The organism is Variovorax sp. J22P240, from assembly GCF_030316855.1.
GTDB lineage: Bacteria > Pseudomonadota > Gammaproteobacteria > Burkholderiales > Burkholderiaceae_C > Variovorax.
Window position 1 is genome coordinate 308,982 of sequence record NZ_JASZYR010000004.1, and the last position, 15,670, is coordinate 324,651.

A 15,670-nucleotide genomic window follows, 5' to 3' on the forward strand; every position below is an offset into this window, starting at 1 on the left:
CTGCGCCGGGCGATCGGCGCTCCCGCCCCATGAGCGATTCACAGACATCGCCTGAAAGCGCCAGCATCCCGTCACAGGCGCACCGTTCGCGCGCTCCGCTGCCGCCGGGCTATCGCGAGGGCATGATCACCGCCATCACGGTGATCATCGGCTTCTCGCTTTCCTTCGTGCGGTACTGGGCCTTCGAGGCGCCCGGCGAGTGGACCTCGCGCTCGGTGATCGCGCTCGTTGCGCTGCTGATTCCGATCGTCGCGGAGATCTACACGCTCTACCGCGCGCTGCTCGTCGCGGACGACGACGAGGCCACCTACCGCACCACCGTGCGCTGGTTCATCGGTTCCGTGTGCGGGATGCTGGTTTCGGTGTCTCTGGCGGCGGTGGTGCTCTCCGGCGGGCATTGACAGGGGCCGGACCGGCGGCGCGGGCCCTCGGAGGACACCGGGTAAACCCTGTCGATTGACCGGATTCCGCGAACAATGCGGCCCGGTTTCGATGCCTACCGAAGGCGCCCTCGGTTTCCTACAGTCCACTCACCGCAGCACGACGCTGCATTGTTTGGCACCCGAGGAGACACACCATGACTGCCGCCTACCAGACCCGCTTCGGGTCCCTGAAGCACTACGAGAAGGGCCACGTCGAGCCCATTGCCGATGACGTGCGCCACTACGCGTTCTCGAACTGTTTCGACATCGCGAGCAAGAGCAAGCCCTACGAGAAGGTCGTCTTCGGCCAGAACCAGATCTACGTGCTGGAGACGCTGCGCGCCGAAGGCACCTCGCCCTGGTACACCAGCGCGCATGACGAGTTCGCACTGGTAATGGACGGCGATGTCGAAGTGCATCTCGTCAAGCTGGACGCCAGCCAGACCGTCTCCGACGAAGAGAAGAACGGCGCCGTGCTCGTGAAGGGCGAGCCCAAGGGCACCAAGATGGGCTGGATGAAGCTCACGCGCGGCCATCAGGGGCTGCTGCCGAAGAACACTGCGTACCAGTTCCGCACCGCCGGCGCCCCGGGCGTCATCGTCCTGCAGACCTGCAAGGGCGACCTGTCCGTCGAGAAGTGGGCAGACATCTGCCAGACGCATTGAGCCACGAGGAGCACCACCATGAACGCACCCGCTGAACTTGCCAAGGTCATCGCGTCGCAGCCCGACGCCACGCTCGGCTACAAGGACTTCTCGCTCGGCAGCTTCGGCTTCCGCCGCGACGAGTATTTCGCGCACATCACCTGGAAGACCCGCGACGGCCGGCCGATGAGCCACACGTTGGACATCGGCAACTACCTGCGCGCACTGATGCGCGACGTGGCCTGGGGCTTCTTCTATGGATGGGTCAACTTCGACGACGTGGTCGGCACGGTCAACCACTACCAGTCGGTCGACCTCTATGCGGGCAGCTTCAACGGCACGATGAAGGAAGCCGGCATCGACCTGCTCGAGAACTTCCCGACCGCGCAGATCCGTGCGACCTTCGAGGCCATGCTCGACGACTGGACCAACGAGAGCTTCGATCCGTTCTCGGCACCGCAGGAAACCGGTTCGCCCTACGGCCGCAAGAAGGGCAACAACACGGCCAAGATCACCCGGGCGCGCGAACTTGCCAAACGCTGCGTCGGCCTGAAGGGCGACCTCGACCTGCGCAGTGACGAGCGCGGCGCGCCCGTCAACCGCGCCTTCGCCGATGTGCCGCAGGGCCAGCCCGAGCTGTATCCCGAACCCGGCTTCGAGAACGAGGTGCACGCCTTCAATCTCTTCGGCTTCCTGAGCCGCTCGCAGGTCACGTGGAACCCGAGCTTCACCTCGGTCGTCAAGCACAGCTACATGTGTCCGACGACGGAAGAGCACATCCTGCCGATCATCCACGGCAACGACCGCGTCGAGTGGTTCTTCCAGATGACCGACGAGATCCACTGGGACTGTGGCGACAAGAACACCGGCAAGCCGATGGCGCGCGTGATCATGAAGGCCGGCGACATGGCCGCCATGCCCGCCTACTGCCGCCATCAGGGCTACAGCCCCAAGCGCTCGATGCTGCTGGTCTGGGAGAACGGCTCGCCGAGCCTTGTCTACGAGATCCAGAAGGGCGAAAGCCCTGAAATTCCGGTCGAGTTCTAGGACGTATCCAAAGAGCGTGGCCATCTGCGCGCCGCGCTCCTCGCGAGGAGACAAAACCAGGGCAGGCCGCGGCCGGTTCCGCGCCGGCGCGGCATCGTGCCGTCGACAACCCGTCCGTATCGGACCCAGCGAAGAAGGAGACACATCATGGCCCTCACCCGTCAATCCATGACCGACGAGCAACGCAAGTCGGTGGCGCTCGAATACCTCAAGGCCTATGACAACGGTGGCGTCACGTCCACCGGCGGCTCGATCCTGGACCTGTTCGCGGACGACGCGCAGGTGTACTTCCCCAAATGGGGCCTGGCCACCGGCAAGGAACAGATCGGCAAGCTGTTCGGTGAAGTCGGCAGCCGGGGCAAGTCCATCAGGCACGACTACGCGGGCTTCAACTGGATCTTCTCGGGCACCGATCTCTTCGCATGCGAAGGAACGAGCTATGGCGAACACGCCGACGGCCCCTGGCGCGCCGGCGTTCCGGAATGGGGTGCGGGCCGGTGGTGCGATGTATTCGAGGTCCGCGACTGGCTCATTCAACGCTGCTTCATCTATCTCGACCCCGACTACGCGGGCAAGGACACCGCCCGCTACCCCTGGCTTGAAAAATGACACACCCCCAGGTTTCGCGCACTTCGTGTCGCTTCGCCAACCCCCTTGCAGGGGGCACCACCTGCGGCCCGGCGGAGTCGGTTCCGCGGTGTTCCTGAAATTGCAGTGACTGCTTTAGAGAATCTCCCATGAACCTCGCAGACATCCAGCAGGCCGCCGGCCTGAAGACGCCGATCCGGCGCCAGCTCTTCATCGACGGACGCTTCGTCGATGCCGAATCGGGCGAGACGCTCGCGACGCTGAATCCGCACGACAACTCGACGATCGCCGACGTCGCGCTCGCGGGCAAGGCCGATGTCGACAAGGCCGTGGCCGCGGCCAAGCGCGCCTTTCCGGCGTGGAGCCGCATGGCGGCGGCCGACCGTGGGCGCATCCTGCTCAAGCTGGCAGACCTCATCGAAGCCAACACCGAAGAACTCGCGCGCCTCGAATCGCTGGACACGGGGCACCCAGTGCGCGATTCGCGCAAGCTCGACGTGCCTCGCACGGCGGCGTGCTTCCGCTATTTCGGCGGCATGGCCGACAAGTTCCAGGGCGAGACCATTCCAGTCGAAGCGGGCTTTCTCAACTACACGCTGCGTGAGCCGGTCGGCATCGTCGGGCAGGTGGTGCCGTGGAACTTCCCGCTCATGTTCACGAGCTGGAAAATGGCGCCGGCGCTCGCGGCCGGCAACTGCATCGTGATGAAGCCGGCCGAGATCACGCCGCTCAGCTCGCTCAAGATCGTCGAGCTGATGGCCGAGGCCGGCATGCCCGACGGCGTGGTCAACATGGTGCCGGGGCTGGGCCACGTCGTGGGCCAGTACATCGCGGAGCATCCCGAGATCGCGAAGATCGCCTTCACCGGCAGCACCGCGACCGGTCGGAAAGTCGTGCAGGCGAGCGCGGGCAATCTCAAGAAGGTGCAGCTCGAACTCGGCGGCAAGGGTCCGAACATCGTGTTCGAGGATGCCTTCCTGCCGGCCGCGGTCAACGGCAGCGCTTGGGCCATCTTCCACAACCAGGGGCAAGCCTGCATCGCCGGCTCGCGGCTGATGCTGCACGAGAAGATCGCCGACGCCTTCCTCGACAAGTTCATTCCGCTCGCGCAGTCGATCCGGCTCGGCAACCCGCTCGACGATGCAACCGAGATGGGCCCGCTCACGAGCGCGCAACACCGCGAGCGCGTGCTGGCCTATGTCGATGTGGCGAAAGGCGAGGGCGGGGAAGTGCTCGCCGGCGGCAAGTCGCCAGGCGGCGACCTCGCGCGCGGCTGTTATGTCGAGCCCACCGTGGTGCGCGCGAAGTCCTACCGCGACCGCGTGGCGCAGGAAGAAGTGTTCGGCCCTTTCGTCACCGTGCTCACCTTCAAGACCGACGAAGAGGCCATGGAAATCGCCAACGGCACCGACTACGGCCTCGGCAGCGGCCTGTGGACCAGCAATCTGCAGCGCGCCCACCGCGTTGCGCGCGACCTGCACGCCGGCATGGTCTGGATCAACAGCTACAAGCGCGTGAATCCCGGCTCGCCCTTCGGCGGCGTCGGCCAGAGCGGCTACGGCCGCGAGATGGGTTTCGACGCGATGCGCGAGTACACGCAGGTGAAAAGCGTCTGGGTCAACATCGACGCCCAGATCCCACCTCACTTCGTACGTTGACCACCATGCGCGACTTCATCTACACCAGCCACCCCCAACGTGTCGTCTTCGGCGCCGGCTCTCTCCGGCACCTCGCGCGCGAGATCGACGCGCTGGGTGCGCGGCGCGCGCTGGTGCTGTCCACACCCGAGCAGCGTGGCCAGGCCGAGCGTGTCGCCGACATGCTCGGCGCGCAAGCGGCGGGCATCTTCGATCGCGCGGTGATGCACGTGCCGATCGAGACCGCGCGCGAGGCACGCGAAGTCGCACGCAAGCTCGACGCCGACTGCGCCGTGGCCATCGGCGGCGGCTCGACCACCGGCCTGGGCAAGGCCATCGCGCTCGATTCCGGTCTGCCGATCCTCGCGATACCGACCACCTATGCCGGCAGCGAGATGACGCCGATCTACGGCCTCACCGAGGCCGGACTCAAGAAGACAGGCAAGGACCCGCGCGTACTGCCGCGCACGGTGATCTACGACCCCGAGCTGTCCCGAACACTTCCAGTGGGACTCAGCGTGACCAGCGGCATCAACGCGATCGCCCACGCGGCGGAAGGCCTCTATGCGCAGGACAGCAATCCGGTGATGGATCTGATGGCGCGCGAAGGCATCGCGGCGATCGCTCGGGCGCTGCCGTTGATCCGGCTGCAACCCGACGACATCGAGGCGCGGGCCGATGCGCTCTACGGCGCGTGGCTCTGCGGCAGCGTGCTCGGCAGCGTGGGCATGGCCTTGCATCACAAGCTGTGCCACACATTGGGCGGCAGCTTCAACCTGCCGCATGCGGAAGTGCATACGGTGGTGCTGCCGCATGCGATCGCCTTCAACGCCGAAGCGGCACCGCGGGCGATGGACCGTATTGCCCAATCGCTCGGTACGGAATCTGCGGCCGCAGGGCTCTATGCGCTCGCCCGCGACAACGGTGCGCCCGTTGCGCTCAAAGACATCGGCATGCGCGCGGAAGACCTCGACCGCGCGGCCGACCTTGCCGTGAACAACCCCTACTGGAATCCGCGGCCCTTCGGTCCCGCCGAGCGCGACGCCATCCGAGCGCTGCTCCAGCGGGCTTTCGACGGCGATCCCCCGCGCTGAAGCCACATCCGAATTTGTGCAGGAAGAGAAAGAACGAAGGAGACAACCATGACAATGAATCGCAGACAGTTCACCCAGGCCGCGGCCGCACTGGCAGCCACTGGCGCCACACCCCTGGCCTTCGCGGCAGACACGCTCAAGATCGGCTACGTGTCACCGCAGACCGGACCGCTCGCGCCCTTCGGTGAGGCGGACAAGTGGGTCATCGACCAGATGAAGACCGCCTTCAAGGACGGCATCAGCGTCGGCGGCAAGAAGTACGACGTGCAGATCGTGCTGAAGGATAGCCAGTCCAATCCCAACCGCGCGGGCGAGGTCGCCAACGACCTGATCCTCAAGGACAAGGTCGCTCTCGTGCTCACCGCCGGCACGCCCGAGACCGCCAACCCGGTGAGCGATGCCTGCGAACTCAACGAAGTGCCCTGCGTCTCCAGCGTAGTGCCATGGCAGCCATGGTTCTTCGGCCGTAAGGGCGATCCGGCGAAGGGCTTCAATTGGACGTACCACCTGTTCTGGGGCCTGGAAGATGTCATCGCCAACTTCACGAACGGCTGGAAATCCATACCGACCAACAAGAAGGTCGGCGGACTCTTCCCCAACGACGGTGACGGCAACGCGTGGGGCGACAAGGAACTCGGCTTTCCGAAGCCGCTTTCGCAGATGGGCTTCACCCTCGTCGATCCGGGCCGCTTCCAGAATGGCACTCAGGACTTCAGCGCACAGATCGCGGCCTTCAAGAAGGATGGCGTGGAGATCGTCACGGGCGTGGTGATCCCACCCGACGCCAAGACCTTTCTCACGCAGGCGCGGCAGCAGGGCTTCCGGCCGAAGATCATCACGCTCGGCAAGGCGTTGCTGTTCCCTGGCGCGATCGACGCACTGGGTGACCTGGGCGACGGGCTGTCGACCGAGGTGTGGTGGAGCCCGTCGCATCCCTTCACCTCCAGCCTGACGAAGCAGAGTGCCAAGTCGCTGGCCGAGGCCTACGAGGCGGGTGCGAAGAAGCAATGGACGCAGCCGATCGGCTTCGCGCACGCCTTGTTCGAGGTGGCGGCCGATGCGCTGTCGCGTTCCAAGTCGGTGAAGGCCTCCGACGTCCGCGATGCGGTGGCCGCGACCTCGCTCGCGACCGTGGTCGGCCCGGTGAAGTGGGGTGGGCAGGGGCCGTTCAAGAACGTCAGCAAGACGCCGCTGGTGCTCGGCCAATGGGGGAAGGGAACGAAGTACAAGCACGAACTGACGATCGTGAGCAACGAGGCCGCGACCAACATTCCGGTTGGCGGCAAGCTCCGGCCGATGCCCGCGTAAGCGCCATGCCACTGCTCTCATTGCACGCCGTCAGCAAGTCCTACGGCGCGCTCAAGGTCACCGACGACATCACGCTCGCGGTGACCGAGGGCGAGACGCTGGGCATCCTCGGGCCGAACGGCGCGGGCAAGACCACGCTGTTCAACCTGATCTCGGGCGACGTGCGCGTGGATGCGGGCCGTGTCGAGTACGAGGGCAGGGATGTGACTACGCTCAAGCCGCACCAGCGCTGCCATGCCGGCATCGGCCGCAGCTACCAGGTGCCGCAGCCCTTCGGCAACATGAGCGTGTTCGAGAACCTCGTGACCGCCGCCTGCTTCGGCGCTCAGGAGCGCGAGCAGGAGGCCTGGCAGACGGCGCACGAGGTGCTGGTGCAGACAGGCCTGATGCCGCATGCGAACAAGCCGGCCGGCGGCCTGACGTTGCTGGACCGCAAGCGGCTCGAACTCGCACGTGCGCTCGCGACGCGGCCGAAGCTGCTGCTGCTCGACGAGATCGCGGGCGGACTGACGGAGCCTGAGGCGCGACAACTGGTCGAGGAGCTTCAGGAGATCAAGGCGCGCGGCGTGACCATGATCTGGATCGAGCATGTGGTCCATGCGCTGCTGTCGCTGGCCGACCGGCTGTTCGTCATCAACTTCGGGCAGAAGCTGGCGGAGGGCGAGCCGCGGGCGGTGATGAACGATCCTGAAGTGCGGCGCGTGTACATGGGGATGGAAGCATGACCGCGCTGCTGGACGCCCGCGGCCTCGAGGCCTTTTACGGCGACGCGCAGGCGCTCTTCGGCGTCGACTTCGAGCTGTCACAGGGCGAACTGGTCGCAGTGATCGGATCGAACGGCGCGGGCAAGTCGACCCTGCTCAAGTGCCTGACGGGTCTGGTGCGCGCGCCCCGCGAGGCTGTGCATTTCAAGGGCGAGGCGATCGGCGGCCTGCCACCGGGCGAGATCGTGAAGCGCGGTCTCGCGATGGTGCCGGAAGGGCGGCGGCTGTTCCCCAGCCTCAGCGTCGAAGAGAACCTGCAGATCGGCGGCCTCACCGGCCGCAAGGGGCCGTGGAATCTGGACCGCCTCTACGGGCTTTTTCCCATCCTCGCGGAAAAGCGCCACAACCCCGGCACGGCGCTCTCGGGTGGTCAGCAGCAGATGGTGGCCCTCGGCCGTGCACTCATGAGCAATCCCGAAGTGCTCCTGTGCGACGAACTCTCACTGGGTCTCGCGCCCATCGTGATCCGCGAAATCTATGCCGCGATGCCCGACATCACGCGCGAAGGCATGACGGTCGTGATCGTGGAGCAGGACGTGACGATGGCGCAACGTGTGTCGCAACGCATCTACTGCCTGCAGGAAGGGCGCGTGTCGCTGCAGGGGCGCTCGAACGCCCTCACGCGCGAGCAGATCTCGCAGGCCTATTTCGGCCTCTGAAGGACACACAACGTGCTTGAAACCATCCTCCAGGGCATCCTGCTCGGCGGCCTCTACACGCTCTTCGCGCTCGGGCAGTCGCTGATGTTCGGCGTCATGCGCCTCACCAACACCGCGCAGGGCGACTTCATCATCCTCGGCGCCTTCGCGGTGATCGCGGGCACCACGCTGTTCGGCGATGCGCCGCTGCTGATCACGCTCGCGGTGCTGCCGGTGGCCTTCGCCTTCGGCTATGCGCTGCAACGCTATGTGCTCAACGGCACGCTGGGCAAGGACCCACTGCCTTCGCTGGTCGTCACCTTCGGTCTGTCGATCGTGATCCAGAACCTGCTGCTCGAAGTGTTCTCCGCCGATCCGCGATCCATCGAGACCGGCGGGCTCAACACGCAGGGGCTGCGCATCGGCGAGTCGCTGTCGCTCGGCGTGCTGCCGCTCATCGTGCTGGCGATTGCGCTGGTGGCGACCGGTGCGCTGCAATGGCTGTTCGCGAACACGGCGCTCGGCCGCTCCTTTCGCGCGGTGTCGGACGACCGCGAGATCGCCGAATTGATGGGGCTCAACGCAAAGAGGGTCTATGCGCTGGCGACCGCCATCGCCTTCGTGCTGATCGCGGTGGCAGGCGCGCTGCAGGGCATGCGCACCACGGTGTCGCCGTCGGACGGGCCGCTGCTGCTGCTCTTCGCATTCGAGGCCGTGATCATCGGCGGCATGGGTTCCTTCTGGGGCACGCTGGCCGGCGCGATGATCCTGGGCGTCACGCAGCAGATCGGCTTTCGCTTCGATCCGGGGTGGGGCATCTGGGTCGGCCATCTGGTGTTCCTGCTCGTGCTGGTGCTTCGGCCGCAGGGGCTGTTCCCCAAGACACGCTGAGGGCAGGCATGAGCAGCGATTCCAATCCACGCGCACTGCGCAATGTGCTGTTCATCATGTGTGACCAGCTGCGCGCGGACTATCTCTCGTGCTACGGGCATCCGCGCCTGCACACGCCGAACATCGATGCCCTGGCAGCGCGCGGCGTTCGCTTCGATCGCGCCTACGTGCAGGGCTCGGTGTGCGGCGCGTCGCGCATGTCGACCTACACGGGGCGCTACGTGAGCAGCCACGGGGCGATGTGGAACTTCGTGCCGCTGTCGGTCGGGCAGAAGACGCTCGGCGAGCACCTGCGGCCGCACGGCGTGCGATGTGCGCTGGTGGGCAAGACGCACGTGGAGCCCGATCTCGAAGGTGCGCGCCGCCTCGGCATCGACACCACCCAAGGCGAAGGCCGGCTCGCGATGGAGGGCGGCTTCGAGCCCTACGCACGCGACGACGGCATCTGGCCGCCGGGCTTCAAGGTCAGCGGCAATGCCTATTGCGATTGGCTGCGCGAGCGCGGCTACGTGTCGGATAACCCGTGGCACGACTTCGCCAATTCCGGCCGCGACCCGGACGGCGAGATCCTGAGCGGCTGGCAGATGCGCTGGGCCGCCGAGCCCGCCGCCATTGCCGAGCCGCACAGCGAGACGCCCTACACGACGGACCGCGCCATCGACTTCATGCGAGAAGCGGGCGACGCGCCCTGGGTCCTCCATCTTTCCTACATCAAGCCGCATTGGCCCTACGTGGTCCCGGCGCCTTATCACGCGATGTACGGGCCCGGCGACGTGTTGCCCGCGGTACGCAGCGAGGCCGAGCGAGACCAGGCGCATCCGGTGCTCGAAGGCTTTCGCCACGACACCGCGAGCCTGAGCTTCAGCCGCGACGAGGTGCGCGCGACGGTGATCCCCACCTACATGGGGCTGGTCAAGCAGATCGACGACCAGCTCGGTCGGCTGTTCGCGTTCATGCGCGAAAGCGGCCTGGATCGCGAGACGCTGGTGGTCTTCACGAGTGATCATGGCGACTACCTTGGCGACCACTGGCTGGGGGAGAAGGAGCTGTTCCACGAGCCGATCGTGCGCGTGCCGCTGATCGTGGCCGATCCGCGGGCCGAGGCCGACGCGACGCGCGGCACTGCCAGCGATGCACTGGTCGAATGCATCGACATCGTCCCGACGGTTCTCGAAGCGCTGGACATCGAACGGCCGTCGCAATGGCTCGAAGGCGAATCGCTGTTGCCGCTGCTTCATGCGCGCGACGGCGCCGGGGGCAAGCCCTTCGTCGTTTGCGAGAACAGCTACGCCTTCCGCGATGCCGTGCGTCTGCCGATCGGACAGCCGGTCGAGCGCTGCCACATGACGATGCTGCGCGACCGCCGCTGGAAGTTCGTGTACTTCGAGGACCTGCCGCCGCTGCTGTTCGACCTCGACGCCGATCCGCAGGAGCTGGTTGACCTCGGACGCGACCCGGCGCAGGCGGCGGTCCGCGAGCAGATGCTCGCGCGCCTGTTCGAGTGGCTGCGCGCGCGCCGCCGTTTTCCCACCATCGCGCCGGCCGCGATCGAGGCCTGGAACAGGCGCGAGCGCGAAGCCGGCATCCTGATCGGCGCCTGGTGAGCGCCGCCACGACAACGCATTCCAGGAGACTCCATGAGCTTGATTTCCCGAACCTTGACGCTGGCCTGCGCGGCCGCGATGCTGCCGCTCGGCGCCGCCGCGGCCGACGCGGCGTGGCCCACCAAGCCCGTGCGGCTGGTCGTTGCGTTTCCAGCCGGCGCGCCGGGTGACATCATCTCGCGCCTCATCCAGCCGGGCCTGCAGAAGGCGCTCGGCCAGCCGGTAGTGGTCGACAACAAGCCGGGCGCGGGCGGCAACATCGGCATGCAGGAAGTGCTGCGCGCAAACGATTCGCACACGGTGCTGGTCGGCCCTGACACCATGCTCACCATCAATCCGTTCCTGTACAAGAAGATGGGCTTCAAGCCGATGGAGGACTTCGTGCCCGTCACGCAACTCGCCGGCTTCAGCCAGGAGTTGGTGTGCCACCCCTCAGTCGGCGTCAAGACCTTGCCAGAGCTGCTGGCGGCCGCGAAGAAGACGCCGATGAGCTACGCCTCGGGCGGTCCGGGCGTGCCAGGCCACATGGCGATGGAGCTGCTGCTCGCTACGACTGGCGCCACCATGCAGCACGTCGCCTATCGCGGCCCGAGCCCGGCGATGCAGGATGTGCTCGGTGGCGCCGTGCCCTGCGGATTCCTCGCGTCGCCCGTGGTGGGTCCGTTGATCAAGGACGGCAAGCTGGTCCCCATCGTGGTGTCCGGATCGCGTCGCCTGGCGAGCCAGCCTTCGGTGCCGACGGCCGCCGAAGCCGGTGCCAGGGGCTATGAAGCAGGCTTCGCGGAGATGATGGCGATGCCGCGCTCCACGCCGCCTGCGGTGGTCGAACGGCTGCAGTCCGAGGTGGCGAAGGCAATGGCCTCGCCCGATGTGCGCGAACGCCTCGCGACGCTGGACCTGGAGCTGCTTGCGAACACGCCGCAGGAGGCCGCGCAGCGCCTGCGCACCGAGAGCCAGCGCTGGGCCAAGGTGGCCGAGCGCATCAACCTGCAACTCGACTGACCGCCATGACGCCGTCACAACCCTTCGCGATCGAGCGGGCCACCGCCGCGAGCCGTGCAGCGGGCATCGCCGGCGTCGTCCTCACGCTCGTTGCCGCGAGCCTGCCCTTCTGGGGCGAATCGAGCTGGATGCGCGAGTTCGTCGAGATCGCCTGCTACTTCATCTTCGCGATGATGTGGAACCTGCTGGCGGGTTATGGCGGCATGGTGAGCATCGGGCAGCAGGCCTTCTTCGGCTTCGGTGGCTACGTGATGCTGATGCTCGGCAACTTCGCGGGGATCAATCCCTTCATCGCGATTCCGCTGGGCGCGCTGGCGGCGGGTGCGATCGCGGTGCCGGTGTCCTTCGTGGCCTTCCGGCTGTCGGGCGGCTATTTCGCGATCGGCACCTGGGTGATTGCCGAGGTGTTCCGACTCAGCTTCGCCAACGTGTCGGCGGTGGGCGGCGGCTCGGGCACCACGCTGACGGCATTGCGCGGCATCGAGAAGGCGACGCGCGAGAGCGTCACCTACTGGATGGCGCTGGCGTGCGTGGTGGCGGCGATCGCGCTGGTCTACCTGTTCCTGCGCAGCAAGCGCGGCCTGGCGCTGCTCGCGATCCGCGACAACGAGGTGGCGGCCGAATCGCAGGGCATTCCCGTCGCCCGCATGAAGCTGGCGGTGTACGTCGTCGCGGCTTTCGGCGCGGGGCTCGCGGGTGCGCTCTACTTCGTCGGCAACCTGCGCATCAGCCCGGATGCGGCGTTCAGCGTCAACTGGACTGCGTTCGCGATCTTCATGGTGGTCATCGGCGGCATCGGCCGGATCGAGGGGCCGTTGGTGGGGGCGCTCATCTTCTGGGCGCTCAACAAGTTCCTGAGCGACTACGGCACCTGGTATTTGCTCGGGCTGGGCTTGCTGGCAATCGTGGTCACCATCTTCTTCAAGCAGGGCTTGTGGGGGTTTGCGCAGCAGCGCTGGGGCTGGTCGCTGTTCCCGACGCAACGGCGTCTCGTGACGGGCACCCCGGCCAGCCTCAAGCGAGCCACGCCCTCGACCCATCCTTCCGACCTGGAGTTCCATCCCCATGCGAAACATCAATGAACACACCATCACCGCCGCCGTCCTCGAGCGCATGGCGCAGTGCCAAGACCCGCGGCTGAAGGAAATCATGTCGGCGCTCGTTCGCCACATGCACGACTTCGCGCGAGAAGTGAAGTTGACCGAGGCCGAATGGGCAGCGGGCATCGAGTTCCTGACCGCGACGGGGCAGAAGTGCAGCGACAAGCGGCAAGAGTTCATCCTGCTGTCGGACACGCTGGGCCTGTCGATGCTGACGGTGGCGCTCAATCACGCGAAGAGCGCGCAGGCCACCGAGGCGACCGTGTTCGGTCCTTTCCACGTGCAGGGCGCGCCGAAGCTCCCGCTCGGCGGCGACATCTCGGGCGGCGCCAAGGGCGAGCCGCTGTTCGTCGACGCGACAGTGCGGGGTCGTGACGGCGAGCCCGTGGCGGATGCGGAGGTGGATGTGTGGGAGGCCGATGCGGAAGGCTTCTACGACGTGCAGCGGGCCGGGCTCGATCGCCCGCAGGGCCGTGCCGTCTTCCGCACCGATGCCGAGGGCCGGCTGTGGTTTCGAGGCGTGATGCCGGTCGCTTACCCGATCCCGACCGATGGGCCGGTGGGCGTGATGCTGCGCGCTACCAAGCGCCATCCTTGGCGGCCGGCCCACGTCCACTTCATGATCAAGGCGCCGGGCTACGAGACGCTCATCACGCACGTGTTCCGCGATGGCGACGAGTACCTCGACAGCGATGCGGTGTTCGGCGTGCGCAATTCGCTGATCGGCGACTTCGTCTCGCACCGCGATGGCATCGCGCCGGACGGCAGCGCGCAGGCGAAGCCTTTCCACACGCTGAAGTTCGACTTCGTGCTGGAGCCGGCGCTTGCTGGTTGAATTGCGGGGGAGGCCCGTCATAATCGCTGCGATGCAGGACACCCGCTCGCCCATCACACCCGAGGTACTGGCCCCTCACACGCCGCTATCCGACTACTACGGCAACGAAGCGGAGCATGAGAGCTTCCTGCGCCGGATCTTCGACGAGACGGCCCCCGACTACAACCGCATCGAGCGAGTGCTCGCGCTGGGGTCTGGCCCGTGGTATCGACGATCCGCGCTGCAGCGTGCGGGGCTCACGGCAGGCGCGCAAGTGCTCGACGTGGGCATCGGCACCGGATTGGTCGCGCGCGAGGCGCTGACGCTGATCGGGCCTGGTGGCCATCTGGTTGGCGTCGACCCGAGTCCCGGGATGATGGGCGAGGTCGCATTGCCCGACGTCGAACTCGTCCGCGGGCGGGCCGAGGCGCTGCCGCGGCCCGACGCCAGCAGCGACTTCGTGAGCATGGGTTATGCGCTGCGGCATATCGCGGATGTGCACGCGGCCTTCGCGGAGTTCCACCGGGTGCTGCGCCCGGGCGGGCGCCTCGTGGTGCTCGAGATCACCAAGCCGGCCGGACGCGTGGGCACCGTCGTGCTCAAGGCCTACATGCGCAGCGTCGTGCCGCTGATCGCCAAGGCCGTGGCACGGCGCCACGACACCTCCGAACTGTGGCGCTACTACTGGGACACGATCGAGGCCTGCATTCCGCCCGAATCGGTGATGAGCGCGTTGCGCGCGGCCGGTTTCGAAGACGTGAAGCGGCACGTCGAGCTCGGCATCTTCTCCGAGTACACGGCCGTCAAGCCGGCCTGAGTTCAGGGCATCAGGGCGATGATCTTCTTGATCTCGTCGGCGGAGTAGGCGCGCAACGTCTGCGAGCGGACGTTGCCGAGCGAGCCGACGCTGAGCAGCCCGGCCATTGCAGCTTCATCGGAGCCTTCGGTCACGATCACAAGGTCGTAGGTGCCCGATGTCCAGTACATGCTCTTGATGCTCAGGCCCAGCTTGGTCGCGAGCCCCTTGAATGCCTCGGCGCGATTGGGCGACTCCTTCACGTTGCGGATGCCCTGGTCGGTGAAGTTGACGAGCGAAATGAAGGTGGACATGGTGTAGCCCTCGTTGCGGCTTGGCAAGCCGGGGCGGAAGAGTCTAGACCTCCGATGCGCTTCAGTCGAACGTCACAACGGTGGGACACCCCACTGCCGGCAGCGCCGACAAGTCTTCGCGACGCGGGATCGACGCCTGCGCGCCTGCGCGCGTGACGCACACGGCTGCGGCCTGGATGCCCAGCGCGATGCCGTCATCGATCGCTTCGCCCCTGGCGAGCGCCGCGCACAGCGCCCCGATGAAGGTGTCGCCGGCCGCGGTGGTGTCGATGGCCTTCACCTCCAATGCATCGAAGTGACGACAGCCACCTGCGTCGCAGGCCATCACGCCATCGCTGCCCATCGTCAGGATCACGCACGCCGGGCCTCGGCGGCGCAATGCGTCGGCAGCGCGGGCGGCACCGTTCTTGTCGTGCACCGCGATGCCGCTCAGCATCGAGGCTTCTGTTTCGTTCAGCACGAGGATGTCCACGAGCTTCCACAGCGTATCGGGGAGTGCTTCGGCCGGGGCGGGGTTCATCACCACGGTGCAGCCGCGCGAATGCGCAAGCTCGGCCGCATCCACGACGGCCTGCATGGGCACTTCGAGCTGCAACAGCAGCAGACGCGCCGTTGCCAGATCGCTCTGCAGGCGCTGCATGTCTTCAGCACCTACGAAGGCATTGGCGCCCGGGATCAACGCGATGCGGTTCTGCGCGCTGTCGTCGACCATGATCAGCGCCACGCCGGTCGAAGCTGCCGCCAGCGCGACGTGCTCGACCTCGACGCCATCGCCTGCCAGCGATGCCTTCAGCGAAAGCCCGAACGCGTCGTCGCCGACACGCCCGACCATCGCCACCCGGGCTCCCTGGCGCGCGCAGGCCACGGCCTGGTTCGCGCCCTTGCCGCCCGGGTTGTTCATGAACGAATGGGCCTGCAGGGTCTCGCCCGCGCCCGGCACGCGCGGCACACGGACCACGAGGTCCATGTTGAGGCTGCCGAATACGACGATCTCTGGCATGGGCACT

The 15,670-nt window shown here is 66.6% G+C and carries 17 protein-coding genes; 15 read left to right on the top strand and 2 right to left on the bottom strand.

What is annotated here, in order from left to right; translation table 11 throughout:
* Positions 1–29: 29 nt before the first annotated feature.
* From QTI24_RS13985 to QTI24_RS14055, 15 genes are all read left to right on the top strand, one after another.
* A complete protein-coding gene (locus QTI24_RS13985; RefSeq protein WP_286601197.1) occupies positions 30–401 on the top strand; it encodes a hypothetical protein in 372 nt (123 codons plus the stop codon).
* 176 nt (positions 402–577) lie between these two features.
* Entirely contained in the window at positions 578–1,087 is a 510-nt protein-coding gene (locus tag QTI24_RS13990; RefSeq protein WP_286601199.1) for a cupin domain-containing protein, read from the top strand.
* Between the two features lie 18 nt (positions 1,088–1,105).
* Positions 1,106–2,113: a hydroxyquinol 1,2-dioxygenase gene (locus QTI24_RS13995; protein WP_286601200.1), complete on the top strand. Its 1,008-nt coding sequence runs from the start codon at positions 1,106–1,108 to the stop codon at positions 2,111–2,113.
* Between the two features lie 147 nt (positions 2,114–2,260).
* Complete coding sequence (locus QTI24_RS14000) at positions 2,261–2,722, top strand: nuclear transport factor 2 family protein (RefSeq protein WP_286601202.1); 462 nt, start codon at positions 2,261–2,263, stop codon at positions 2,720–2,722.
* 173 nt (positions 2,723–2,895) lie between these two features.
* Positions 2,896–4,359, top strand: a complete 1,464-nt coding sequence (locus tag QTI24_RS14005) for an aldehyde dehydrogenase family protein (RefSeq protein WP_286601406.1) — start codon at positions 2,896–2,898, stop codon at positions 4,357–4,359.
* Between the two features lie 5 nt (positions 4,360–4,364).
* A complete protein-coding gene (locus QTI24_RS14010) occupies positions 4,365–5,432 on the top strand; it encodes a maleylacetate reductase (protein WP_286601203.1) in 1,068 nt (355 codons plus the stop codon).
* Positions 5,433–5,480: 48 nt separating this feature from the next.
* The gene (locus tag QTI24_RS14015; protein ID WP_286601205.1) at positions 5,481–6,740 is read left to right on the top strand and encodes an ABC transporter substrate-binding protein; all 1,260 of its coding nucleotides are present in this window, start codon (positions 5,481–5,483) and stop codon (positions 6,738–6,740) included.
* 5 nt (positions 6,741–6,745) lie between these two features.
* A complete protein-coding gene (locus QTI24_RS14020; protein WP_286601206.1) occupies positions 6,746–7,465 on the top strand; it encodes an ABC transporter ATP-binding protein in 720 nt (239 codons plus the stop codon).
* Positions 7,462–8,163: an ABC transporter ATP-binding protein gene (locus QTI24_RS14025; protein ID WP_286601207.1), complete on the top strand. Its 702-nt coding sequence runs from the start codon at positions 7,462–7,464 to the stop codon at positions 8,161–8,163. The genes QTI24_RS14020 and QTI24_RS14025 overlap by 4 nt, the downstream gene beginning before the upstream one ends.
* Before the next feature lie 12 nt (positions 8,164–8,175).
* A complete protein-coding gene (locus tag QTI24_RS14030; protein ID WP_286601208.1) occupies positions 8,176–9,033 on the top strand; it encodes a branched-chain amino acid ABC transporter permease in 858 nt (285 codons plus the stop codon).
* An 8-nt stretch (positions 9,034–9,041) separates the two neighbouring features.
* Entirely contained in the window at positions 9,042–10,637 is a 1,596-nt protein-coding gene (locus QTI24_RS14035) for an alkaline phosphatase family protein (RefSeq protein ID WP_286601209.1), read from the top strand.
* 33 nt (positions 10,638–10,670) lie between these two features.
* Positions 10,671–11,639 carry a Bug family tripartite tricarboxylate transporter substrate binding protein gene (locus QTI24_RS14040; protein ID WP_286601211.1) on the top strand — a complete coding sequence of 323 codons (969 nt, stop codon included), beginning with the start codon at positions 10,671–10,673 and terminating at the stop codon, positions 11,637–11,639.
* 5 nt (positions 11,640–11,644) lie between these two features.
* Positions 11,645–12,721 carry a branched-chain amino acid ABC transporter permease gene (locus tag QTI24_RS14045; RefSeq protein ID WP_286601212.1) on the top strand — a complete coding sequence of 359 codons (1,077 nt, stop codon included), beginning with the start codon at positions 11,645–11,647 and terminating at the stop codon, positions 12,719–12,721.
* Complete coding sequence (locus QTI24_RS14050) at positions 12,705–13,574, top strand: intradiol ring-cleavage dioxygenase (protein ID WP_286601213.1); 870 nt, start codon at positions 12,705–12,707, stop codon at positions 13,572–13,574. Before QTI24_RS14045 ends, QTI24_RS14050 begins: the two co-directional genes overlap by 17 nt.
* A 31-nt stretch (positions 13,575–13,605) precedes the next feature.
* Positions 13,606–14,370, top strand: coding sequence for a class I SAM-dependent methyltransferase (locus QTI24_RS14055; protein ID WP_286601214.1), 765 nt, complete (start codon positions 13,606–13,608; stop codon positions 14,368–14,370).
* A gap of 2 nt (positions 14,371–14,372) precedes the next feature.
* Here QTI24_RS14055 and QTI24_RS14060 read toward each other — a convergent pair whose 3' ends face one another.
* Both QTI24_RS14060 and rbsK read right to left on the bottom strand, forming a co-directional pair.
* Positions 14,373–14,663: a GYD domain-containing protein gene (locus QTI24_RS14060; protein WP_286601215.1), complete on the bottom strand. Its 291-nt coding sequence runs from the start codon at positions 14,661–14,663 to the stop codon at positions 14,373–14,375.
* Positions 14,664–14,724: 61 nt separating this feature from the next.
* On the bottom strand, positions 14,725–15,663 hold the full coding sequence (gene rbsK, locus QTI24_RS14065; RefSeq protein ID WP_286601216.1) for a ribokinase: 939 nt from the start codon (positions 15,661–15,663) through the stop codon (positions 14,725–14,727).
* Between the last annotated feature and the right edge of the window lie 7 nt (positions 15,664–15,670).

Bases quoted from the DNA above. Each gene is read 5' to 3' on its own strand.
- QTI24_RS14050 (WP_286601213.1), top strand. From the start codon at position 12,705: ATGCGAAACATCAATGAACACACCATCACCGCCGCCGTCCTCGAGCGC.
- QTI24_RS14035 (WP_286601209.1), top strand. From the start codon at position 9,042: ATGAGCAGCGATTCCAATCCACGCGCACTGCGCAATGTGCTGTTCATC.
- QTI24_RS13985 (WP_286601197.1), top strand. From the start codon at position 30: ATGAGCGATTCACAGACATCGCCTGAAAGCGCCAGCATCCCGTCACAG.
- QTI24_RS13995 (WP_286601200.1), top strand. From the start codon at position 1,106: ATGAACGCACCCGCTGAACTTGCCAAGGTCATCGCGTCGCAGCCCGAC.
- QTI24_RS14045 (WP_286601212.1), top strand. From the start codon at position 11,645: ATGACGCCGTCACAACCCTTCGCGATCGAGCGGGCCACCGCCGCGAGC.
- QTI24_RS14040 (WP_286601211.1), top strand. From the start codon at position 10,671: ATGAGCTTGATTTCCCGAACCTTGACGCTGGCCTGCGCGGCCGCGATG.
- QTI24_RS14025 (WP_286601207.1), top strand. From the start codon at position 7,462: ATGACCGCGCTGCTGGACGCCCGCGGCCTCGAGGCCTTTTACGGCGAC.
- QTI24_RS14060 (WP_286601215.1), bottom strand. From the start codon at position 14,663: ATGTCCACCTTCATTTCGCTCGTCAACTTCACCGACCAGGGCATCCGC.
- QTI24_RS14000 (WP_286601202.1), top strand. From the start codon at position 2,261: ATGGCCCTCACCCGTCAATCCATGACCGACGAGCAACGCAAGTCGGTG.
- QTI24_RS14010 (WP_286601203.1), top strand. From the start codon at position 4,365: ATGCGCGACTTCATCTACACCAGCCACCCCCAACGTGTCGTCTTCGGC.
- QTI24_RS14015 (WP_286601205.1), top strand. From the start codon at position 5,481: ATGACAATGAATCGCAGACAGTTCACCCAGGCCGCGGCCGCACTGGCA.
- QTI24_RS14055 (WP_286601214.1), top strand. From the start codon at position 13,606: ATGCAGGACACCCGCTCGCCCATCACACCCGAGGTACTGGCCCCTCAC.
- rbsK (WP_286601216.1), bottom strand. From the start codon at position 15,663: ATGCCAGAGATCGTCGTATTCGGCAGCCTCAACATGGACCTCGTGGTC.
- QTI24_RS13990 (WP_286601199.1), top strand. From the start codon at position 578: ATGACTGCCGCCTACCAGACCCGCTTCGGGTCCCTGAAGCACTACGAG.
- QTI24_RS14020 (WP_286601206.1), top strand. From the start codon at position 6,746: ATGCCACTGCTCTCATTGCACGCCGTCAGCAAGTCCTACGGCGCGCTC.